The sequence below is a fragment of the Curvibacter sp. EU05-FHT14A10 genome, from assembly GCF_058791075.1.
This window is the reverse complement of sequence record NZ_JBYTDE010000014.1, coordinates 1-23,178: the sequence shown is the minus strand read 5'-3', so window position 1 is coordinate 23,178 and position 23,178 is coordinate 1. Positions and strand designations below refer to the sequence as shown.

12 protein-coding genes and 4 pseudogenes are annotated in these 23,178 nt (G+C 59.1%); 6 read left to right on the top strand and 10 right to left on the bottom strand.

The window, feature by feature from the left end:
• Positions 1-12 precede the first annotated feature (12 nt).
• Positions 13-864 (top strand): pPIWI-associating nuclease domain-containing protein, encoded by an 852-nt coding sequence (locus AC3WUT_RS22615; RefSeq protein ID WP_492349333.1) that lies wholly within the window; start codon positions 13-15, stop codon positions 862-864.
• Between the two features lie 635 nt (positions 865-1,499).
• A complete protein-coding gene (locus tag AC3WUT_RS22610; protein WP_492349332.1) occupies positions 1,500-2,000 on the top strand; it encodes a sensor histidine kinase in 501 nt (166 codons plus the stop codon).
• Positions 2,001-2,221: 221 nt separating this feature from the next.
• Here the strand turns inward: AC3WUT_RS22610 and AC3WUT_RS22605 are convergent.
• From AC3WUT_RS22605 to nosR, 10 genes and pseudogenes are all read right to left on the bottom strand, one after another.
• A pseudogene (locus AC3WUT_RS22605) lies at positions 2,222-2,442 on the bottom strand (ABC transporter transmembrane domain-containing protein); the annotation flags it as partial.
• Between the two features lie 1,111 nt (positions 2,443-3,553).
• Positions 3,554-3,730 (bottom strand): annotated as a pseudogene (locus AC3WUT_RS22600) (GNAT family N-acetyltransferase); the annotation flags it as partial.
• Positions 3,731-4,510: 780 nt separating this feature from the next.
• The gene (locus tag AC3WUT_RS22595) at positions 4,511-7,066 is read right to left on the bottom strand and encodes a putative bifunctional diguanylate cyclase/phosphodiesterase (RefSeq protein WP_492349331.1); all 2,556 of its coding nucleotides are present in this window, start codon (positions 7,064-7,066) and stop codon (positions 4,511-4,513) included.
• Positions 7,063-8,610, bottom strand: a complete 1,548-nt coding sequence (locus tag AC3WUT_RS22590) for a methyl-accepting chemotaxis protein (protein ID WP_492349330.1) — start codon at positions 8,608-8,610, stop codon at positions 7,063-7,065. Before AC3WUT_RS22590 ends, AC3WUT_RS22595 begins: the two co-directional genes overlap by 4 nt.
• Positions 8,611-8,924: 314 nt before the next feature.
• Positions 8,925-9,533: an ANTAR domain-containing response regulator gene (locus AC3WUT_RS22585; protein ID WP_492349329.1), complete on the bottom strand. Its 609-nt coding sequence runs from the start codon at positions 9,531-9,533 to the stop codon at positions 8,925-8,927.
• A complete protein-coding gene (locus tag AC3WUT_RS22580; protein WP_492349328.1) occupies positions 9,530-11,323 on the bottom strand; it encodes a PAS domain S-box protein in 1,794 nt (597 codons plus the stop codon). The genes AC3WUT_RS22585 and AC3WUT_RS22580 overlap by 4 nt, the downstream gene beginning before the upstream one ends.
• Before the next feature lie 467 nt (positions 11,324-11,790).
• Positions 11,791-12,175 (bottom strand): annotated as a pseudogene (locus tag AC3WUT_RS22575) (transposase); the annotation flags it as partial.
• Between the two features lie 163 nt (positions 12,176-12,338).
• Positions 12,339-14,432 (bottom strand): PAS domain-containing sensor histidine kinase, encoded by a 2,094-nt coding sequence (locus AC3WUT_RS22570; RefSeq protein WP_492349327.1) that lies wholly within the window; start codon positions 14,430-14,432, stop codon positions 12,339-12,341.
• Positions 14,433-14,470: 38 nt separating this feature from the next.
• Positions 14,471-14,926: a response regulator gene (locus AC3WUT_RS22565; RefSeq protein ID WP_492349326.1), complete on the bottom strand. Its 456-nt coding sequence runs from the start codon at positions 14,924-14,926 to the stop codon at positions 14,471-14,473.
• A gap of 9 nt (positions 14,927-14,935) precedes the next feature.
• Positions 14,936-16,228, bottom strand: coding sequence for a response regulator c-di-GMP phosphodiesterase, NosR family (gene nosR, locus AC3WUT_RS22560; protein ID WP_492349325.1), 1,293 nt, complete (start codon positions 16,226-16,228; stop codon positions 14,936-14,938).
• Between the two features lie 298 nt (positions 16,229-16,526).
• Between nosR and AC3WUT_RS22555 the strand changes: the two genes are divergently transcribed.
• From AC3WUT_RS22555 to AC3WUT_RS22540, 4 genes and pseudogenes are all read left to right on the top strand, one after another.
• Positions 16,527-17,540, top strand: a complete 1,014-nt coding sequence (locus AC3WUT_RS22555) for a diguanylate cyclase domain-containing protein (RefSeq protein WP_492349324.1) — start codon at positions 16,527-16,529, stop codon at positions 17,538-17,540.
• A 442-nt stretch (positions 17,541-17,982) separates the two neighbouring features.
• Positions 17,983-19,896, top strand: coding sequence for a PAS domain S-box protein (locus AC3WUT_RS22550; RefSeq protein ID WP_492349323.1), 1,914 nt, complete (start codon positions 17,983-17,985; stop codon positions 19,894-19,896).
• A complete protein-coding gene (locus AC3WUT_RS22545; protein WP_492349322.1) occupies positions 19,893-22,295 on the top strand; it encodes a two-component system response regulator in 2,403 nt (800 codons plus the stop codon). Before AC3WUT_RS22550 ends, AC3WUT_RS22545 begins: the two co-directional genes overlap by 4 nt.
• A gap of 330 nt (positions 22,296-22,625) precedes the next feature.
• Positions 22,626-23,102 (top strand): annotated as a pseudogene (locus AC3WUT_RS22540) (AraC family ligand binding domain-containing protein); the annotation flags it as partial.
• Between the last annotated feature and the right edge of the window lie 76 nt (positions 23,103-23,178).

The following is a 23,178-nucleotide window of genomic DNA, read 5'->3' as shown; positions in this document are numbered from 1 at the left end:
CGGAACGGCGCGATGCAGACGGCACTTGCACTGGCGGAGGAGCTCATGCCGCGGATGGCCAACGAGTTCCAGAGGCGGCTCTTGGCCGCCACGATGCAGAGTGTGCAGGAGACCTCGAATCCCTTGCGTTTGAACAACTTCTCTGCGTCTTTTCGGGAGTTGTTTCGCCACGTACTAGTTGAGTTCGCACCTGACCATCATGTGATAGCAACCTCATGGTTCGTGCCGGACGCTAAGAACGCAGGAAAAGTCACTCGTGCGCAGAAGGTTAGCTACGTTGTGCATGGTGGCCTTGACCCGGCATATGTAGAAGACGAACTGGGCATTGATGTCTTTGCAGAACGACAAGCACTGCTGAAGATCATCGACCGGCTCAGCAAATTCACTCACGTGAATGAGGACTCCTTCGGTTCTAGCCCGCACGAAGTTGAGCAGCAAGCGCTGGCAGCCTGCGAGGCGCTACGGGCCTTCCTCGACTGCGCTGATTCGACGCGCAGGCTCTTGTGCAGCAGGATTGAGGAGCGAGTCCACGAAGACGTGGTCAGTGAGGTCATCGGCGACACCATTCTTTCCCTCGATGAAATTTCGACTCATCACTGCATCGATGAAGTGGATGTCCACCAGATCGAGGTGACTTCAATGGACCATGCGGAGATTCAGTTCATTGCGCACGGCTCGGTCGGAGTTCAGCTCCAGTGGGGTTCGAACAGCGACGTGCGCAGGGGTGACGGCGCAGTCATCCAAGACTCGTATCCACTGACCTGTAAGTTCTACAGCAAGGTAGAAACCCCTGAAGAACTTGAGATGGTCAATTACTCACTGTGCGTCGACACCAGTTCGTGGTGGGACGACTACTGCGACTAGGGAGAACCATTGTGAGCATCGCCACAGCCGTCCAAGGCCGCAACCTGCTGTCGTTCATGTACGACGGATATCGAAGGACGGTTGAACCGCACACATATGGTACGGACAAGCAGGGCCACTCGGCGCTTCGCGCCTATCAGGTGGGTGGAGGTAGCGAGTCCGGACAATGCGTCGGTTGGAAGCTGTTTCACACAAATGAAATGCACGGTGTGACGGTTCAGCCCCAGACCTTTGCAGGCCCGCGTACTGGCTACAAGCGTGGCGATAAGGCTTTCACAAGCATCAAGGCCCAGCTCTAAAGCGCTGGGAGCCGGCATGGTGCGGTTGACTTGGTGCCTGCCAGACCGAGAAACTTGACCAATGCCATTGGACTACTCCCCGCTCACGCCGGATAACGACTTGATGCGAGTACACGGTTGGCTTAAAGCGTCACTGCTGCAACGCTCAAGGGTCGAGGCGCTCACGCTAACCTCGGCTGCCACTCGTTCCAGTGGGGCACGCCCGGGTGGCAGCAGCTTTGCCAATGCTTTGTTCTTGAAGTCTTGTCCGTATCGGGCCACGTCGTTCTCTCATCGTCCTCACCCCCTAGTTTCTATGGTTTTAAGGAGGCGACAAGTACTCTGACACAGAGGGGCATGACGCAGGCCTTGCTCGGCGACATCCTCAAAGCATGCATCGACGATTTGAAACTTACGATTGATTCGATGGAGCCCGTCGAAGCAGACCTTCTCTTGCTGCTGGCGACCTTTCGATTTCGCTTGGGCCCAAGGCTCAAAGCGGCGGGTGTACGGCTCAATTGGGAGGTTCAGGAGATACCCAGGTTGTCATGGCTGAATCCACGCAGTGGTTTGCACATTCTGCGCATCTTTCAAGAGGCGTTTGCAAACATTCTCAAACACACACGTGCCACTGATGTCCATGTACGCACAGGGCTGCAGTGGCCGCATGTGGTGGTTTCGATTCAAGACAATGGGGCAGGGTTTTATTATGAGGCTGTCCGCTTGAGCTCCAAAGGACGCGGCTTGAACAATCAAATGCGCCGGGCGCAAGCCATTAATGGAAGCGTTCAATGGGTATTTGGGCCTGAAGGAACACAATTTAAGTTGCTGTTGCCTATTACCGTAGCACAGGCGTAAATGTTGGGGGTGTCCTCTATTTCTAACGCGTTAGGCTCAATGCCGATGATCGATCGGCGCCACCCTCTGGCCGTCCTCGCCACCTGCATTCCCTGAGGTCAGATCGAAACCAGAGGGGCTACCTTTCTCAAGCGCAGCGCAGACCCACATGGAGCGATTTTCCTCAGTGGTGGATCTTTCCAGCACTTCCTCTTCAGCTCAAGTGAACGCTGTAAACCAGTCATCACTGCGATGAAGATGACCGAAAACACCACTTCCAACAACACGGTCAGCGCGTTGCCGGTCAGAAAGCTGCGAATGTTCTCCAGTTCACGCACCCGGGCCACCGAGTCACCAACGCGGCGTGACTGGAAATAGGCCAGTGGCAGCTGACGAGATGCCGAAACAGTCGCGCTCCAAGCACCACATTGATGCGACTCGCGGTGTGGCTGAACACATAGCTGCTGCCACTGTTCTTTGCTTATAGGACGTCGGGCAATGGGGGCAACTGCTCTGCAGGCCGTCAGAAGCGAGTCGCGTTAGCCGCTCTCAACGGGGTGACTCGAATATACCGATCCCGCACAAGCCCTGAAAATCTCGGTGCGACGTCGCAAGATCATTCGGCGGTGACTCAAGATGCCAAACGGACGTGCTCTAGCCCCCAAATTCCCTGGCCGTAACGGCTTCCCACACCCAAACCGGCTGCGGTCTAACGCCAGAGGGCACGACAAGTGATCAAGGCACTGTGCTCACAGAGACGACGCGCCACCTACGGTGTGACGCGACTATGTGCATACGAACTATATTAAGGACAGTAACACGATTTACATTTTATTTGGAAGATGCAATACATGAGTTCAAAGTTGCTCAAAAATCTCATGCATTGACTTGGTGTTTCTAACGTAACCAAGCCGCGGACCATCAAATAACGAGACATCGGCTTCGATCGATTCTATATTTAGCAACAAGATGTCCTTCCAGCCCTTTCGCGACTCTAATCTGCCTTCACACTTAACTTGGAAGCAACTAAGTTCCTCATGCCCTGATTCGTTGATGCCGAATGTATGCGGCTCGACTATAGCGGTGACTCCACCGTATCGAAGCTTAAGTCTGCGCCTTTCCCTGATTGCATTAATAATCAATTTTTGCATAAATTATCCATTTCTTGCCTGAATATAACTACGCTCATCCTCGGTTCAGTGGTTCAGTGGTTCAGTGGTTCAAGAATCAGCGGATTTTTGGTGCAGCCGACCAACTATGCGCTCGCTCCTGAATCGGGCCGCTCCCGTGATGAGCACTTGATCGCAAGCACATGGTTGGTTGAGACTTCAGTCATTGTGGGCCCAATATCGTCCTTTTGCACTCGCATCATGAATCTCCAGCCCTCTCTGCGCGCACCCGCGTTAAAATTTTTGTCTGTTGGGACTTTTCACGTGGTTCACACATGAAGTTCTTGAGACGGTCTACAGGCGACGGATCGGTCGAATTGCTTGAAACAAGAAAATGACTGCACATCTACAGTCTGCTTGCACAAAGCGGGGCCTCAGGCACGAACCGCTCGGCTGAGATCCATTCGCCTCGCTTCCAGTGGTGGATGCATCAATGCAGCCCACCTTCAAATGCACTTCGGCCGACCTTGCTCGGTCTATCAGCGTGGACAGGAGAATTTTGCCCGCGCAACAGCCAAGGCGGTCGTGGTGAACGTAAACGCTATGCTCGACTGTGTATTTGTAAGCGGGGAAGGAGCGAAAACAAGGAAAAATGAGCAGAGTGGGGTAGTAGATCAGAAGATGAGCGGCCCTAGTTTCATACGAGACTGAATGCACGCGATGACTACGGCATCCGTGATAATAAATATGTGTTGCGCAAGGCGAACGCATTGAGTAGCTTGAGTTCTGTTTTAGTCCGGCAGTGCTCGTCGGGAAGCGAGCTAGGTAGGTGGGTCCAGATTATTTAGTTCCATATCCGCGCTGAACAGCTCTGCCGTCCTACCCTTCAACTCAGAATTTGGTGCGTCGAGGTCAACGAGGCTGGAACCCGTAGCGTCAAAGCCAAACCCCTGGCAGGTCATTGCGTTCCCTGTTCGATCCGATCGCACTTCATGTAGTGGGGCAGACAGAATTGAGAGCATGACGTCGTGGATCCTTGCAATGCGACTACCTCAGACATACACGTCCGCAAGGAGGGCTTGATCAAATACTTCGCTGATACCCTGGGCGGATTGGTCGCAGTGCGGCAAATCAGGCGCCACAAACTCAAGCTCCACCAAGCGTGGTTACCGCGATCTCGCAGGGCTGACGCAGAGGTATTTGGCGCAGGGCTTGATGCTTCCTGCGCAAACACTTCACTGCGGCTCTCTGTGCCTCAAAGACACTTCGCGGACTCCACTCATCCTTCTTTGTCATCCGCCGCATTGCGACGTAAAACTAGCAAGCGATCCAATTGCCGTTTTTTGGAACACCCTTTGCTCGTTGCATTGTGTAAATCAGATACATCGGTATGCCCATACTACGACGTCCTCGCCCTCTGAGTTAGGGCACGGCTGGCTGGCGCCCCGTGGCGTTTCGATAAAAGATGCCGAACTCCGCGGCAGGCATGGCCCGGGCAAACAGCCAGCCCTGATAGACCTCGCAGCCATGGCTGGCCAAGAAACTGCGTTGGGCTTCTGTCTCCACGCCCTCAGCCACCACCGACAGGCCAAGGCCATGAGCCAGAGCAATGATGGAGCGCGAGATCTGCGCATCGCTCTGGTCGTGGGGAATGTCCTGAATGAATCCTCGGTCGATTTTGATCGTCGAGACTGGCAGGGCCTTCAGGTAGGCCATTGACGAGTAGCCGGTACCGAAGTCATCGAGCGCCACACTGCACCCCATCCCGACCAGGGCCTCCAGCTGCTCCCGCGCCAGGGCTGGGTGCATCATGGCCACCGATTCGGTGATTTCGATCTCCAGCAAGTGGGCAGGTGCCCCGGACGAGGCCAACGCCGTACGCACACGCTCTGGCAGCTGGCCCTGGCGGAACTGGTGGGCCGACAGGTTGACCGCCACCCGCAGCGCCATGCCCTGCCGTGCCCAGTCGGCGATCTGCCGGCAAGCCGTGTCCAGCACCCAGTCCGACAGCGGCAGGATCAGGCCGGTTGACTCGGCCACCGGAATGAAGCGTGCCGGAGACACGTCGCCCAACAACTCGTCATGCCAGCGAAGCAAGGCTTCGGCGCCCACGATGTCGCCGCTGCGCAGGTCGACCTGGGGCTGGTAGTGCAAGGCTAGGCGGCCACGGCCAATCGCTTCCTTGAGGCGAAGGTGCATCTGCAGGTTCTCGTGCGCCCCCAAATTGAGGTGTGCCGAATAGCAGGCCTGGGCGCCCCGGCCCGATCGCTTGGCCTGGTACATGGCCATGTCGGCGCAGCGCATGAGGCCTTCGCTGTCCTGCGCGTCGTCAGGGAAGAAAGCGATGCCCAGGCTGCTTCCCGAGAGCACATCGTGGCCATTCACCACGAAGGGCTCGTCCAGCACCGACAACAGTTTGGCCGCCACCTGGGTGGCTTCTGCCACCTCGCCCACGTCCGGCAACAGCAGGGCGAACTCGTCGCCCCCCAGGCGCGCCAGCAGGTCACTTTCACGCACCGCCTGGCGCAGGCGCTGGCTGACCTGAATCAGCAGCTCATCCCCTGGACCATGGCCAAAGGTGTCGTTGACGGTCTTGAAATCGTCCAGATCGAGGAACAGCACCGCCACCCGATGCCCCGTGCGCCGGCCGTGTGCCAGCGCCTGCTCAAGTTGCAGATTGAACAACCAGCGGTTGGGCAGGTCGGTGAGCTGATCATGGGTGGCCCGGTGCCGCAAGGAGTCTTCAAAGCCCTTGCGCTCACGCAGATCGCGCACATAGGCGATGGCATGCTGTTGCTGCTCGTCTTTCCAGTGACCCAGCGAGATGTCCACCGGCACCATCACGCCATCGGCCCGGCGCAGTTTGAGCTCAATCTGCCCCATGGCCCGGGCATCGCTTTGCTGAAAAAAGGCACGCATCGATTGCGCATGGCGCGCCCGCAGCTCCGGGGGCAGAAAGATGTCGACGTTCTGCCCGATCAATGCCGAGGCCTCGTAGCCCGACATCTGCGCCATGGCAGGGTTAGCCATCAGGATGCAACCTGTCTCGCTGATCCACAGCACACCGTCCGGGGCCACGTTGAGCACCAGGCTCTCGCGCAGGCCTTGCACCGCCATGCGTTCCAGAGGTCTGCGCAAGGCCTCATGGAAGGTGGCGTGAAAAAGGAACAGGTACCCGGCCAATTTGTAAGCCTGACTGCTCAGGACAATCCAGCTCCGGTTCGCGTCGTTCTGCAAGGTCCCCAGCAGCGCGGCCAAGGCGGACAGGGACACCGCAAATGCCAGGGCCATCACGCACTCCGTGACCAGCGAGGCCCGGCGGCGCCACAACACCACCGCCGAGGCCATGTGCAGGCCGATCACCCCCCACTCCAGACCCACCTTCAAGGGCGTCAGGCCCCACTCAGGTTCGAACAGGACGGGCCAGTCGCCAGGCAGGGCAATGCACCAGACCGCCAGGCCGATGCTCAAGAGCGCCACCCCGGCCACCGCCAGGCGTTTCGCCTTCAGGCTGTATTGCGGCAACACCGGCAAGGACACAAACAGCAGCAAGGCCAGTGCGGCCACCCAGCGGGCCGCCATGGACAGCAGCATGGTTCTCTGCACGGTCTGCGCAGGGCCGATGGCGGGCATGCCCGGCAAGACCATCAGGAGACTGAACTCCAGTATCGCGACCGCCAGAAACGCCAACCCAAGGGTGACCACCGCCCCTTTGCGGGCCGACAGGATCGCGCGATAGCCCGTGACGAACACGAGCAAGGCCACCACCACCGACACCAGACCCATGGCGCTGCGAGCCCACAGCCACTGTGCCTCCGACAGAGGCCAGAGCGGCTCGGGCCGCAGCAACCGAAGCGCCAGCGGCAGGGCCAGCAGCAGCAGGGCAAAGCCCAGCACGCGCTGCACAGGGTGGTCGTGCCCCTCAGCCAGATCGGCACGCCAATCCCCGATCTGGGGTGCCACGTCAGGTGTGTTCACGGGGCGAAGACCAGGACTGCTGCGGTCAGCCTGGCGACCTGCTCGCCCATGGCCGATGCGGCGGCACGGCTCTGCGACACCATCTGGGCGTTCTGTTGTGTCATGCGATCCAGCTCCGCCATGGCCTGCCCGACCTGCAGAATGCCCGTTGACTGGGCGCGCGAGGCTTGGCCGATGGCGTTCATCAGGGCCTGGACACGATCGACCTGGCTCACCACGTCGGCCATGGTCTGCCCGGCCACGGAGACCAGGGCGGCACCGCTGTCGACCTTGTGCACCGAATCGTCAATGAGCTTCTTGATCTCTCGCGCAGCCTCGGCCGAGCGCCGGGCCAGCACGCGCACCTCCGAAGCCACGACCGCAAAGCCACGCCCATGCTCGCCGGCTCGCGCCGCCTCCACGGCCGCATTCAGTGCGAGCAGATTGGTCTGAAAGGCAATGCCGTCGATCACCCCGATGATGTCGGAAATGCGACGGCTGGACTCCGAAATCAGAACCATGGTGGCGACGATGTCATCCACCGCCCGACCGCCGCTGAGGGCGGCATGGGTGGCCAGCGCGACCACATCGCCAGCATCGCTTGCGGCCTGGTGATTCTGCTGTACTGCCTGGGTCTGCTGCGCCATGGCCGCCGAGGTCTGCTCGAGCGCGCTAGCGGCCTGTTCGGTGCGGTGGGCCAGTTCGGCGTTGGACGCTGCCACCTGTTCACTGGCGCGCTGCAGGCCCGCCACCTGCTCCTGGACGTCAGACATCAGCGAGTGGAGGTTCAGTCCGGCCTGATGGATGGAGCGGGCAATCACCCCCACCGAGTCGCAGCGCTGCAGGCCCAGGTCCTGAGCCACCTCGCCTTGAGCCACCTGTTCAGCCAGGGCCTGGATTCGGCCCAAAGGGGAGACCAGTTGAACCTGCAGAAATCCCCAGACCAGTATCAGGGCCGCCAGCATGGGCAGAATGAATTGCCATTGCTGACGCCCGTCCAGCCCGGCCGCAGCCATGGCGGCGAGCATGCAGAGTCCTAGCAGCGCCATCGGCAACCCAAGGCGCCAGCGGGTGGGCAACAATTGCAAGGCATCGAGCCAGGCCAGCAAACCGCTGCGCACCAACAACCCCCGGTGGAAGCGCCAGCCTTTGGCCTCGCCCGATCGGAACCGCGAATACAGACGTTCCGCCGCCTCGACCTCCGCGCGCTCGGGCCGGGTACGCACCGACAAGTAGCCTGTCAGCACGCCGCGGCGCCTCATGGGGGCCGCGTTGGCCCGCACCCAGTAGTGATCACCGTTCTTGCGCCGGTTCTTCACCAGGCCAGACCACGAGCGACCTGAGCGCAGACTGCGCCACATGTCTGCAAACGCCTCGGGAGGCATGTCCGGGTGCCGCACCAGGTTGTGGGGCTGCTGTCGCAGCTCATCAGGGGTATAGCCGCTGGCTCGCACAAAGGCAGCGTTGCCGTAGGTGATGTGGCTGTCCACATCGGTGGTGGACAACAGCGTCTCGGAAGCCGGGAAATCAAATTCCCTCTGGGTCACCGGCAGGTTGAGCTTCATTGAGGCCCCCGACCGGCGCAGCGCGGCCGAACCCGGTGGAGCCGGTACCACGCCATGACCTTGCGCGCCGACAAGCTCAAAGCTGGGTCCGCGCCATGCACCAGCCCCCCCTCGGCGCAGGTGATTGAAAGAAAGCCCATGAACACCCCATCTCTCGAATGAAAGAGTCGTTTCACCGCCGCGCCCCAACAGGGTCACGGCGACGGATCAACGAGGCGGGTTCTTGGCCTCAGAACAAAACAGTGACATGCATCAAGGTCACCATCTCGTTAACATGTTATTACAAATAACCAAAAATGAACAGAAGTGAACCTTTAGATTTGATGAATCACATCGAAAGAGCGGATCAATTCCGCCGCCACCTCGGAGAGTTTGCGACGCTGAGAACGGGCCGTGGCCCGCAGGCGCTTGAAAGCCAGATCACGGCTCAAGCGGTGCTCCACCATGGTGATGCCGACCGCCACACTGATGTCACGCTCCAAATCCAGTGCGGTCTGCAACTGGGCGCCGGTGCAGCGCAAGTCCCGGAGTTCGTGCGAGCGCATCAACGCGGCCTTGATGGCGGGCACCATCTGCGGCACATCCAGCGGCTTGACCAGGTAGCCCAACGCACCGGCGCTGGTGGCACGCTCCACCGTGCGCGCATCGCTGTAGGCACTGAAGACCACAAAGGGTAGGTTGTCGAGATCGCGCAGGCTGTCCGCCAGGCTCAGGCCTTCGTCATCCGGCAGGTGCAGATCCAGCAACACCAGGTGCGGGCGCTGCCCGGCCGACAACAGCTCTTCGGCCTGGGCCACCGACTCGGCCGTGCTCACGCGGTAACCTGCCTGCGTCAAGCCCTGCGACACCGTAGACAGAATCAGGCGGTCATCGTCAATCATCAACAGATGCACTTGGCCCCAGGCCAGCTCCGCGGGACTCATGAATACGCTCCTGGCAGTCGCGAAATGACCGGCGCCCCCAGCACCAGCAGGGTGTTGACCCCCTGCGGTGATTGACTGTGGGAAAGACGGGCCCCCGCGCGAGGCATCAGCATCTCGACCAGGCCCAAGCCAACGTGCTCATCACCGGCCACCGGCTGCCAGGAGCCGGCGTTGCAAATCGACATCTGAACCTGATCCTCGGACTCTCCCTTGCGCAGACTGACCTGCACCCGGCTCCGCGGATCACGCCGGTGCTTGACAGCATTCAACATCAGTTCATTGAGAATCAGGGCCACCGGTACGGCCTCGGACGCCGCGAGCAGGCAAGGCTGCCAGGGTGTGGGAATGTCGATCCCGATCTCTGTCTGGAACAAGGTCCCCACGCCCTGAGCGATCGAAGAAGTGAGTTCGCACAGGCGCACCTGCTCCAGTGTGGATCGCCCCTGCAGGCCATGGATCACCGCCACGCTCTGGACCTGGGTCACCGCATGGTTGATGGCCTCCAGCGTGTCGGGGTGCTGATAGCCGAAGGCGCGCAGGATGCCCACGATGCCCTGCAGGTTGTTCTTGATGCGGTGATGCACCTCGCGGACCAGGGCATGGCGTTGGGCCAGGTTCTTGGCCAATTGCTCTTCCCGACGGCGGCGGCGTTCGGTCACGTCGGAAACCAAGCCCGCGTAATGGGTCACAGCGCCCTCTTCGTCCTGCACCAGGGTGATTGAATACCAGAGCGTGACCAACTCTCCGTTACCTCGCACAAAAGTGATTTCTTCGTCGAATTCACCGCGGGCATGCAAGGCAGGCCAGAAACCAGACCGATCGGACGCCTCCAGACTGCTGCCCTGCAGAATGTCCCAGGCCTTGCGGCCCATCAAGGCCTGGCGTTCATAGCCCAACAATTCACACAGGGCTTGATTGACGCGCACCACGGTGTGCGCAGTATCGATCAGCACCATGGCCTGCTGACTCTCGAACACCTTGCCGACAATGCGCAACTCGTCTTCCAGGGCCTTTTGCCGCGTGACATCGCGGATGACGACCAGAAATCGCTGCTGCCCCTCGCAGAGACGGTGGCGACGGTAGACCGAGACCTCCTGCCAACGGTGCCCTCCCAGCCCGTCCACCGGGTGGCGGTGCCCACAGGAAGTGCCGGTTTGCGCCGCCGCCTGCAGCGCTCGCCGCAGCAAGGACAGATCCACCTCAGGCCATGCCGGAGCGGCTGACAGATCGGCCGAGATCGCCTCGGGCCATCCCGCCGAATCAACCAAGCGCCCCTGAATATCGACCTCCACCATGCGATCAGGAAGCCACATACGGATATCGGTCAACTCCGTGCTGAAACCGCACAACTCCAATTCGCGCAACTTGCGCAAGGTGGTGTCCGCATGGGTCCCGACCATGCGCAGCGCCTGACCGTCCGCATCGCGCTCCGTCACCTGGCCTCGGGCCAGAATCCATTTGTACGATCCATCCGCGCAACGCATGCGATACTCGGCTACAAACCCCGGACATTGCCCCGACAGGTGCATCCTCAGACGCCTGGACACTTCTGCGCGGTCGTCTGGATGCTGCAAGCGTCCTGCATCTGCCTCGGTGCTTCCCAGCATCGCCGGGAGGTGGCCCAGCATGGCAGCTAAACGACCGCAATAGCGCAGGCCGTCGTTCAGCACATCCCACTCCCACACGCCATCGCCAGTGGCCTCCAGGGCCTGCTGCCAAGGCATGGCCAACGCTGCAACGCGCGGGCCCATCTCAAGGGCCGCCGACGGAATCGCTTCTTGATGCTGCATTGTGCGCTCCGGAATATCGCTTCCCAGAATTCATTGGGGGAGGCGGAGAATTCCAATATTTAAACAATAAATATACCCGGAGTGAGTGCGGTTCACCCACCACTATTATGGAGGTGGGGCAATGATTCCATTGGTACGGGACGGATATCGCGAGATCAATCTCGACGTGCAAGAGTTGCCGCTCTCGCTAATGCTGATCATCGAATCGGGCGACGCCATCAACTCTGTAACTGTCCGTAATTTTCTTCGATCTGGCGAAGCCGGTGTTCTAGCTGCACTTTGTTAGTAAGACCGGCGAACACACCCGGTCCACGAACCGAGAGCAGATGACGGCGGGGGCTCAACGTGAACAAGGCTTGATGAATGTCGAGTCGCCCTCGAATCGGATCTGCAGCTTTCCAAATTCAGTAACTCACGCGTGCGCGCTCTCCACAGCCCAACGTTGTTTGCTCAGGCCTGCCGAACTATTCGTAGAACCCGCTGGCCGATACATTCATCGCACGGCACATCGCACGCGTGTCCATGTGTCCCGATGGCGAACGATAAAGGCTTACTTCATTGCGGGTCCCTTGCAAAGTAGCCGAGCGCCCTTTTTAGGATGTCGCGCTCCGTGGTGACCCGGCGCAGTTCTCGTTGAAGTCGCTCAACCTCAGAGGCCGACTCGCTGCGCAACGGCTTGTTGACCCGCATGTCCAAAACTCCGCCTTGCTCTTGGCTGACCCAGCGTCGCAGAACGCTCTGCTCAATACCGAGGTCCCTCGCAATGTGCGTGACCATCGCCCCAGGTTGCTTGACCAGCTTCACGGCTTCCCGCTTGAACTCGTCCGTAAAAGTTCTTCTCGTCCTTGGCATGTCTGCCTCCTAAACACATCATGTCATTTGATGTGTCCGGGACACTGGCGGAAGCACAGATACAGGTCACTTATCAGTGCAATATGTACAGGAGATTCTAGACACAGCACAAGTGATAAACGGGAGATAACGACAACCCGAACACAGCCAAGTCTATGTGTAGTTATTCTCTCACTGAAGCGCAGGCGATTGGAAGGTGCACCGTGAACCTTGTCCCTGCCCCGGGACTGGATTCCACCTCAATCCGTCCACCATGCTTCTGAATGATCGAGTACGAGAGTGACAGGCCCAGTCCAGTCCCCTGTCCTACAGGTTTGGTGGTGTAGAAAGGTTCGAAAATTCTCTTCCGGACCTCTTCGCTCATCCCGCATCCGGTGTCGGACACGGAGACGGCAATCCAGTCACCGCGGACCTCCGTCTCTAGGGTGATCACACCCTTGTCCTTGATGGCTTGCGCAGCATTCACGATCAGGTTCATGAGGACCTGATTGATCTGGGCTGCCAGGCACTTCACTCGTGGCAGTTGACCGTAGCGCTTGACCACCTCGGCCTTGTATTTGACTTCATTTCTGACCACGTTCAGGGTGGAATCCAGACCTTGATTGATGTCGGCCTCTGCCCATTCGTCATGGTCCACCCTGGAAAAGTCCTTTAAATCCTGCACGATGCGCTTTACACGCGAGAGTCCATCCTCGGTTTCAGCCAGTAGATCGGGTAGGTCTTCGGCCAGGAATTCGAAATCGAATCCGGACAAGCACTTGGCCAGCCGGCCCCAGGGGCTGTCGGCTTCGGAAGCCAACGTCTTGTCCTCGAGCTCTCGATCCACCGCGTGGCCGAGCGCGAGCAAATTGGCCGAATAACGACCCAGTGCACCAATGTTTGAGCTCACGAAGCCTAGCGGATTGTTGATTTCGTGCGCTACACCTGCAGCCAACTGGCCGATGGAAGCCATTTTCTCGGATTGCAACAACTGATTCTGGGCTTCTTCGAGCTTGGCGTTGATGTCCGTGATGCGGTCGAAGTTCTTCTGCAAGTTCTCGTGTGCCGCCTTGATGTCGGTCCTGTCCAGTAACAGCCACCACGAGCTTTCGTCCCCAGCCCCGGGGTTGGCAGGGTAGCCGATCAGTTGGATCCAGCGCTCGTTGCCAAGGCTGGTCTTCATCCGTGCCTCGTAGTTGAATGCCGTGCCGGCCTTCAGCATGGGCCCGGCCATCTTGCGTATGAATTCGTAGTCGTCACGGCTGGCGAAGATGTGATTGACCCTCAAGGTCTGAATTGGCGTCTCCTTGAGTTCGAACATCTCGACAAAAGTGTTGTTGACCCGTGAAATCAGACCGTCCTGGATCTGTACGATTCCGATGGGGGCGTTTTCCAGCAACGCCTCGATCTGACGATGCTGTGCGCGCACTTCGGCAGTCCGCTCAGCCACGGTCCATTCCAGGGCTAATTGCTGGCGGCGCAACGCGTCTTCAGCATCCCTACGGCTCGTGACATCCTGCAGGGTCTCAATGGCCCCGACCAGTTTGCCTTTGGAGTCATATAGAGGTGCTGCCGAGAAATAGAGCCAGGCACCACTGTTTCCGATGTCGGGGAAGAAGTCTTCGGCTTCGACAGCGTTGGAGATCAAGGTAGACCTCCGGCCTCGCCCTTTATAGAGTGAGGGCATCGCGGATTCGACGTTTCCTTCGATGATCAGGTCGGCCAGGATCGGCCGCCGGCTCGGATAAAACGGCCGCCAAGCTTCCCGGTTTCCGATCATCGCGGCTTTTGACACACCCGTCAGCTGTTCAGCGGCCGAGTTCCAATGTGTGACGACATGCCCGGCGTTCATAACCAGGGTAGCTACCGGATCGTTCTCGATGATCTGGTTCAGGCGCTGGCTCATCTCCATCAGGCTGTCCTGGACGATCTTGATATCGCTCAGGTCCTGGCAGGTGCAGATCACCATGGGCCGATTGGCTACCCTGCGCTTAACGCCGGTGATTTCCATGTTCCGCTTCAGGCCGCTGATTGACTCGACATCAAGCTCAATGGAGGGCGAGAGTCCTTCGCCGTCGAGGCATTCACCCAGGTACTGAGCGACCTTTTTCCTATGTTCGTCAGCAAACATTGCCAAAGGGGGCAGCGACTGCAAGTCGTTCAGGCTGAGACCGAGCAAGCGCAGCATCTTCTGGTTTGCATGGACGATGCACTGTCCGTCATAGGCGAACAGGGGTTGGCTCACGGCCTCCAGGATGTCGAGTTCTGCATATTCCATGGGAGCCCCTGCGTCGGAGGGTTGGATGATGATTTTCCTCAGTTCTGGTGCTTCACCGAGGCTGGCCGGAACTGCATCAGGCCGATGCTGGCCAACTCCTTCTGATAGCGGTCATTGGCTGACTTCTCGAGCGCAGCAGAGATGTCTCGGCACAGTTCTTCAGCTACCCAGGGCTTGCTAAGGTATTTGAAAACGTTGAGCTCGTTCACCGCGGTGCGCATCACTTCGAATTCCGTCGAGGCGCTGAGCATCATGGCAACCACCTCGGGCTGCAGAGTCCTGGCGACCTGGATGAACTCAAGGCCACTCATGTCGGGCATCAGGTAGTCGGAGATCACGACGTCGAATTCAATTTCGCGGATCCAGGTCAAGGCCAAGGCTAAATCGCTGGTGAAGTAGAAATCAACCCGCTCGGAGAACTCGGGTACCAGGACCCGTTTGAGCGCCGAGATGATGTTTGGCTCGTCATCGATGAGTAGAGTGCGCTGCTTCATGGCTTGCCTTCAATCGTGCGTGACATACAAGTTGTAGGGGCTGTTATCTCTCGTCTCCCGCAGTTTCAGACGCCGGATCAAGTCGGTCTGGATCACATGGCCGGCAGACAGCAAAACCAGGCCCTCTGGAGAAACCAGGTCCCTGGCCAGCCGCATACCGGCTCGCAGATCTTCCGTCCGCACCAAGCGCGGTGGCTTTTCTGGAGCAGGCCGGGCTGCCAGCAGCATCTGCAGGAATACGTCGACGACCTCGGGATCGAACTGACTTCCCCGTCCTCGAGCGATCACAGAACAGGCATCGGCTTCGCCAAGCCTCGCACTGGTGATCCGCCCATGACAGAGGTCGTCGTAGGTGTCCGTCACAGCAAGAATGCGGGCACCCAGCGGGATCATTGCACCCACCAGCCGGTCAGGAAAGCCAGCGCCGTCATGGCGCTCATGGTGCGAGCGGATGATGGTGGCCACCATCTGCTGGTCGTCCTGTGATAGCAGGATCTGCTCGCCGAAGGCCGGATGCTTTTCGTAGCGCAGAAGGTCTTCCCCCTGCAATAGAGATACGGGCTTCTCGATCACCTTGTCCGGCAAGGAGATCAGGCCGATATCGTGGATCAGGCCAGCAATGAAGACGTCCTGAATCTCTTGCTCTGAACAAGCCATGTTCTGTGCAAGCTTGCGTGCCATATCTGCCACCCTGCGTGAATGTCCCGCCAGCAAACCCTCTCTCCACTCCAGCAATGTGGAGAAGGTCTTGATCGTGTTGATGTGGCTCTTTCGGATCTGTCGGGCCATGCGCTCAACTTCCTCGGTGCGGGCGACCACCCGCTCCTCCAGAGATCCGTTTAACTCCTGTAACTCTGCGTTCTTGACTACCAGGGCCTCCTGCAGTCGGTGGTTTTCGTTTTCGATGCGGCGCCGCTCGAGCGCTTGGTTCAGCACGCCCAGGACTTCGAGGTCGTTCCAGGGTTTGGAAACATAGCGGTAGATTTCGCCCTTGTTGATCGCCTCGATGGTGGAGCTGACGTCGGAGTAGCCGGTCAGCATGACACGGATGACAGAGGGCCATCGTTCCCGCGCGATACCGAGGAACTCTGCCCCCTGCATGCCTGGCATGCGCATGTCAGAAATGATCAGATCGACTTTCTCGGTGCCCAGCAGCGCGATGCCCTCCTCGGCGCTGTTCGCCCCGAGGAATTGGTAGCCATGGGGCTTCAGCAGCCGACGCAGAGAACTGAGAATGTGAGGCTCGTCGTCAACGCACAGAATCGTCCAGGCTTCGCCGGGCTCGTGGTTCGGAACAGTCATCGCTGCGCATCCTTTGCCTGGGTAGATTGGCGTCTCTTCTTTCGGCCATCGTAGCGCGAATGGAATGGGTGGCAGAGTTCAATCTGAGGCCAGTCTATATTTGCAGCGCCTGGTAGATATCGAGGGGTTCCCCCTGCTGCGTTGTTGCCCATTCTGTGATGACATTGGAGTACCGCCTCTTAGGGAGTTGGATTGGCTTTTGAACTGGCATCAGGTCGCATCCAGCGCTGCTGTCGAGGCAAGGCCATGGAGCGTCAATACGCCCCTCGCCGTTTTCATGCCGTCGAGGAGAGCCGTCATGGCTAAGAAGCACATACATTCGCAGCAACTCGCCGATTCAGCGCGAGCCTTTTCTGTAAAGCTCATGCAGTTCCTGGTGGTCCCGACGTTCGTTCTGGACCCTCATGGTCGAGTGCTGATCTGGAACCGCGCCTGTGAGTCATTGACCGGCCTGGACGCCAAGGCGGTGGTCGGGACGAGGAACCATTGGCGCGGCTTCTACGAAACCCCGAGGGCCTGCCTGGCGGACCTGATCGTCGAAGGGCGTATCCACGAGCTGGACGCTCTGTACGTGACCCACGGCGACCCAGAAATCATGAGCACGTTCGGCGTTCACGCCGAAAACTGGTGTCACATGCCTAGGCGGGGTATAGACCTCTATCTCGCGATCGATGCGGGACCCATCTACGATGACAATGGGGCGCTGCTGGCAGTGGTCGAGACCCTGCGGGACATCTCAGTCCAGAAGCACAGCCAGACTGCCCTGGAGCGCCTGGCCTCAGTTGACGGGTTGACTGGTGTGTTGAACCGCCGTGGCTTCGACGATCAACTGACACTGGAGTGGAACCGAGCCCTCCGCACTGGCCTGCCGATCACCCTGCTGATGATCGATGTTGATAATTTCAAAAGTTTCAACGATCACTACGGGCACCAATTGGGCGACGAATGCCTTCGCACGGTCGGTCGGGTTCTAGGGGAGTCTGTACTGCGCCCGAACGACATTGTGGCCCGCTATGGTGGCGAAGAGTTCGCCTTCATCCTGCCCGGCGCAGACAGCGCCGGCGCTGCCGTTGTCGCCTCGCGAATTCGGGATCACATGGCGGTCACGGCCATCCCTCACCAGTCTGGTGGTATCGACGGCCATGTCACGGTCAGCGTGGGCAGCGCAACACTGATACCGCAGGCCGATGCCCTACCAACTGACTTGATTCGTCATGCCGACGCTGCTCTGTATGCAGCGAAATCCAACGGTCGTAATTGCTTCGTGTCTTGGCAGAACGGTGATCATTCGCTGCCGCGCGCCTCGGGCTGAGTCTGGTTTGAGGTGAAGTCGAATCTCAAAAGGCTGGATCGGCAAAAAATGCCCATGAAGCATCGACCGCATCCACTCGACACCGCTAAATATAAGCCAACGGTTCCAGAAGGTGAAGTGCCGAATATTGCTTTACAGGAATTTGGCAGACAGCTTCTGCGAACGGCCAGTGTCCGATTCACTATCACCTCGCCGGGCCTATTTTCGGCCGAAATACTGGCTTGTTAAGGCCGAGGGTCTGACCCGAATTGCGAGACATTCTCGTGTCTCGAAAACGCCATGTCGTTCAAACATATCCAGCATGCACTTGCTGGACAGGGTTGACCAATGAACGGTATCCTGAATTCCACAATACATCAGCACCTTACCCAGAGCAATGGTTTTGCTGGGTGTCTTTCACTGAATTTCGCTGCCCCTTCAGGGTTGGCCAGAAAAACAATAAATGAGCGCGGCATGTTGTCGATCGACATGCCATGACGTCAACAGCTCAACCCTTGAGGGAGGGTGTATGCCAGGTCTCGCGGGGCTCAGTCGGTCTTGCCCACATCTGTTGAATGCCACGCTGAATGTGGTGCCACATGGCATGGCCATTCTGGATTCGGATTTCCGTTATCTGGCCATCAATACATGCCTGGCGCAATCGAATGGCCTGTCGGTCTCGGCCCATCTGGGCCGGACGGTACGCGAGGTACTTCCTGGCGCAGCTGATCGAATCGAGGAGCTGTTGCAGCACGTGCTCAGCACGGGATTGCCGGTGATCGATGAAGTCGTCATGGACCCCGCCATCGATACCGCCCCGGGCACCCCGCCTGAGCCGGCACGCTGCTGGCGGGCCAGCTACCACCCCTACCGCGACGAAGCAGGCAGGTTGCGAGGGATTCTTGCATTGGTGCAAGACGTGACCTTGCAGCGCCAGACCGAATTGCAAAGTGAAACCCATGAGAGGCGCCTGCAGCGGCTGCTCAATACCTTGTTTGCCTTTGTAGGGGTACTGCTGCCTGATGGCACGCTGATAGAAACCAATCAAGCGCCGCTGGACGCAGCGGGCATCGGCATGGACGCCGTGCTCGGGCGCAAGTTCTGGGACTGCCACTGGTGGAGCTACGACCCCAGTGTTCAACAGCAACTGAGAGAGTCGGTCGGCCAGGCCGCCAAGGGCGAGGTGGTGCGCTTTGATGTGGTGATGCGCTCCCGTGAAGATGGGCGAATCACCACCGACCTCATGCTCGCGCCTTTGCGAGACAGCGCGGGGCTCATCACCCACCTGATCGCATCGTCAATCGACATCAGCAGTCGTCAGCAGAGCGAACAGGAACTGCGTCAAAGCGAAGAGCGGTTCAGACAGGCTGTCGAGTCATCACCGGACGGAATGGCGATGGTCGATGTCCATGGGCGCCTGCAAATGGTCAACGGAAAGATGGTCGCCTTGTTCGGCTATTCACGCGAAGAGTTTCTCGGCATGACGATCGAGATGCTGATGCCAGAGCGTTACCGGGAGCGCCATCCCAACCTGCGGCAGACCTTCTTTGCCCAGCCTTCCGCCCGCGAAATGGCCCAGAGGCGTGAACTGTATGCGCGCCGGCGCGACGGCAGCGAATTCCCGGTGGAGATCGGCCTCAACCCGATCACCACCAGCCACTCCCAGCGGGTGCTGGCCACCATCGTCGACGTGACGGCTCGCAAGGCTGCCCAACTGCAGATCGAACGGGCCTTGGGTGAGAAGACTGCCTTGCTGGGCGAAGTTCATCATCGCGTGAAAAACAATTTACAGGTGGTCTCCAGCCTGCTGAGCCTGCAGGCGCGCCATGCACCGCCGCAAGCCCAGGCCTTGCTGGAAGAGAGCCAGCGCCGAGTCAAGGCCATGGCGCTGATTCACCAGTTGCTGTACGAGCGTCACGACTTCAACGAAATCGACCTGGGGACCTATCTGGAGCGACTGGCCAGCCTGCTGCGCGAATCGATGCTCCGCGGCAGGCCCCATGTGCAATTGCAGGTACATCACCAACACAAGGTGGCGCTCGACCTGCAACGTGCTGTGCCTTGCGGCCTGTTGGTGACAGAGCTGGTGACCAATGCACTCAAGCACGCCTTCCCTGACCAGCGAAGTGGCGAGGTTCAAATCATTCTTGACCGTGATGCACAAGGCCGGGGCCGCATTGTGGTCAGTGACAACGGGGTTGGCATGCCGGCAGGACCTGCGCTGGGCCAGGCCCGATCCCTGGGCTTTCAGTTGATCCCGCTGCTAGTGGACCAGTTGCAGGGGCAGTTGCAGATGAGTAGCCAACTGGGAACCCGCTTCGATGTGGTACTACACCCGTCAGACGAATCCACCCAGGAATACCGGGACATGCCATGAAGAACATCCGCATCCAGATCGTCGAAGACGAGCGCATCGTCGCACTCGACCTGAAGCAAGCCCTGGAGGCTCTGGGGTGCGAGATCACCGGCATCGTGGCCACTGGCCCGGCGGCCATCGAGTTGGCCCGGCAAAGCCCCCCAGATCTGATTCTGATGGACATCCACCTGGAAGGGCCGATGGATGGGACCGAGGCCGCACGCATGATCCGGGCTGCGGCCTCGGTGCCCATCGTCTTCCTGACGGCCTACGCCGAAGACGACAACCTGCGCCGCGCGGCTGCGAGTGCCCCCTATGGGTATCTGGTCAAGCCCTATGAGATGCGTGAATTGCGCGCGACGTTGCAGATGGCCCTGAGTCGGCGTACTGCCGAACTGGACATCGAGAGCGCCGAAGAGCGACTCAGGCTGGCGGTCGACGCCGCAGAGTTGGGTGTCTGGGAGTGGGATACCGACAGTGGCCACCTGAAGGTCGGAGGCCATTTCTCTCGTATCGTCGGCGGAGCGCCCACCACCTTTCTTGAGGGGGAGAGCGCCTTGCTCAATCAGGTACATGGGGACGATCGCGCCTTGCTGGTCGAGGCATTGCAACAACCCGGCATGGCCTGCGCTACAGTGCGTCTGCAGCGCGATGCCGGCATGCATCTCTGGGCCGAGATCCATGCGAAACGCCACGGTGAACACCGAGTGGTCGGTGTGCTGCGGGACGTGACCGAACGCAAGGAGATGGAGGAAAAACTGCGTCAGGCCAGCGTCGTCTTTCGCACCACGGCCGAGGGCATCGCCATCATGGACAGCCAGCAACGCATTGTGTCGATCAACCCGGCTTTCACCTTGCTGACAGCGATGGAGGCTGAAGAGGTGATCGGACGCACACCGGACGAAGTCTTGCACGCCCGCCGACACAGCCCCGTCTTTTACGAAAGATTGGAAGCCTCGGAGCACGGCTACTGGAACGGAGAAACCGTGTGCCTTAGGCAGTCGGGCGAACGCTTCACCGCCTGGGAACATGTCTGCGCCGTGCGCGACGATCATGGGCAGGTTGTTCAGTATGTGCTGGCCTTCTCTGATCTGAGCGCCATCCGGGACGCTGAATTGCAGCTCAATCACCTGGCCTTTCACGATGCGCTCACAGGGCTTGGAAACCGCAACCTGCTGGCCGAATGCATGGAAAGCGAAATCGAACGCTCACGCCGTTCCGGTATACCGATCGCGTTGATCTTCATCGACCTCGATGGCTTCAAGACGATCAATGACACCTTGGGCCACGCCGTGGGTGACGACCTGCTCAAGCAGGTTGCGCAACGCCTTCGCAGCACGATCCGACGCGCAGACGTCGCGTTTCGCCTTGGCGGGGACGAGTTCGTCGTGCTGGCCCCCGACATGCTTCGCGTCGAGGACGGTGCAGGCCTGGCAGACAAGTTGCTGCGGGCGATCCGAGAACCGTTGGACCTGAGCAGTCATAAGCGCCTCGTGGTCTCTGCCAGCCTGGGCATCGCGGTCTTTCCCGCCAACGGTGAAGACGTGGACCACCTGATCCGAGCCGCCGATAGCGCCATGTATGACGCCAAGCGACGGGGCCGCAACCGCTATTGTTTCTATGCCCCGGAGATGGCAGAGCGTGTGCATGAACGCATGCGAATCGAGCAAGGCCTGCGCCATGCAATCGAACACCATGAGCTGATCCTGCACTACCAACCGGTCGTGGCACTGCCTTCCCGCAACATTATCGGCGTCGAGGCACTTGTGCGCTGGCATCACCCGGAGAACGGACTCATATCACCGGCACGGTTCATCTCTGTCGCAGAGGAGTCCGGACTCATCGAGGTTGTCGGACGCTGGGTTCTGCAGGCCGCCTGCGAGCAAGGTGCATCCTGGCATCAGCAAGGGCACACGGAGCTCACTGTGGCCGTCAACGTCTCGGTACGTCAGATGGCTGCGGAGAACTTCATACAAGACGTGTCGGAGGCACTCTCATCCTCCGGATTCGCACCCCAATTTCTCGAACTGGAGATCACAGAAAGCCTCCTTCAGGAACTGGAGCTGAGCAGGCGAGTGTTGTGGCAATTGCGATCCATGGGGATACGCATCGCGGTGGACGACTTTGGAACCGGATTTTCCTCGCTGTCGTATCTGAAACATCTGCCATTGGATCGCATCAAGATCGACCAATCCTTTGTACGGGATCTACCCGGCAACGCCAACGACATGGCTATCGTGCGCGCCATCATCGGGCTGAGCGAGACATTGGATTTGGAGGTGACTGCCGAGGGCATCGAGACCGAGGCACAACTTACGTTTCTCACCGTTCAGGGGTGCCCCATGGGACAAGGCTATCTGTTTGCGCGTCCAATGCCAGCGGCGGAGCTGACTCCACTGCTGGTCGCACCTGGGCCCTGAAGCACGGTTCGCAGGGGCGGACCCTTTACCAGTTTCAGTACCGCTTGATAACAAAGCTGCGATCACCGCCGACGCCAGAATTCAGTCGTTCAGGGCCACAGTCGACACTCTCCTGATTTTAGTTTCAGTGAAATTAACGTCGAATGAACCTGAACAACGAACTGTTCTATTTTTTCGAGGCAGAGTACCGATTTCGCGATCACTTCGACATGAAAGTTGCCAACGGGGAGCGTATCCTCGTGGCATATTCTAGAATCGAGTCGTGCACTTCGCGTTTGCGTGCACTCCCTTATATTTTTCGCGACTTGCTTGTTCCAAACATCTGCATCCATGCGCCCGGACTGGGTGATGCGCGCACAGCCGTCAGAGGGCCTCGAACGTATTGAGGCTTGGTTTCACGGCAAAGCTTACGCCATGCATCGCCACGATACCTATGCGATTGGCCGCACGCTCGACGGAGTGCAGAGCTTTAACTATCGACGCAGCCGACGTGACAGCCTTCCGGGCAACACCATCGTTCTACACCCCGACGAAGCGCATGATGGCCAGGCGGGTACGGACGAGGGATTTCGCTATCGCATGATTTACGTGGAGCCAGCGCTTTTCCAGGATGTGCTGGGTGGACAGGCTCTCCCGTTCCTCGAAGGCGGTGTGACAACAGATCCACATATCGCGGCTGCAGCGGAGTCACTGCTGCAACGCGTAGGCCATATTTACGAACCGTTGGAACAGAGTGACGCGCTTGCAGAGCTTGCGCATGCACTTGCCGCGGCCTCTGGCGCGCAGCGAAAGCGAGGCAAAGGGGATTGAGGTTGCCCTCGAATTTCGGAGTTCATAGCTCAGCCCGGAGAATGCCGGGAAAGGAGAGAAGAGATGAACGCTG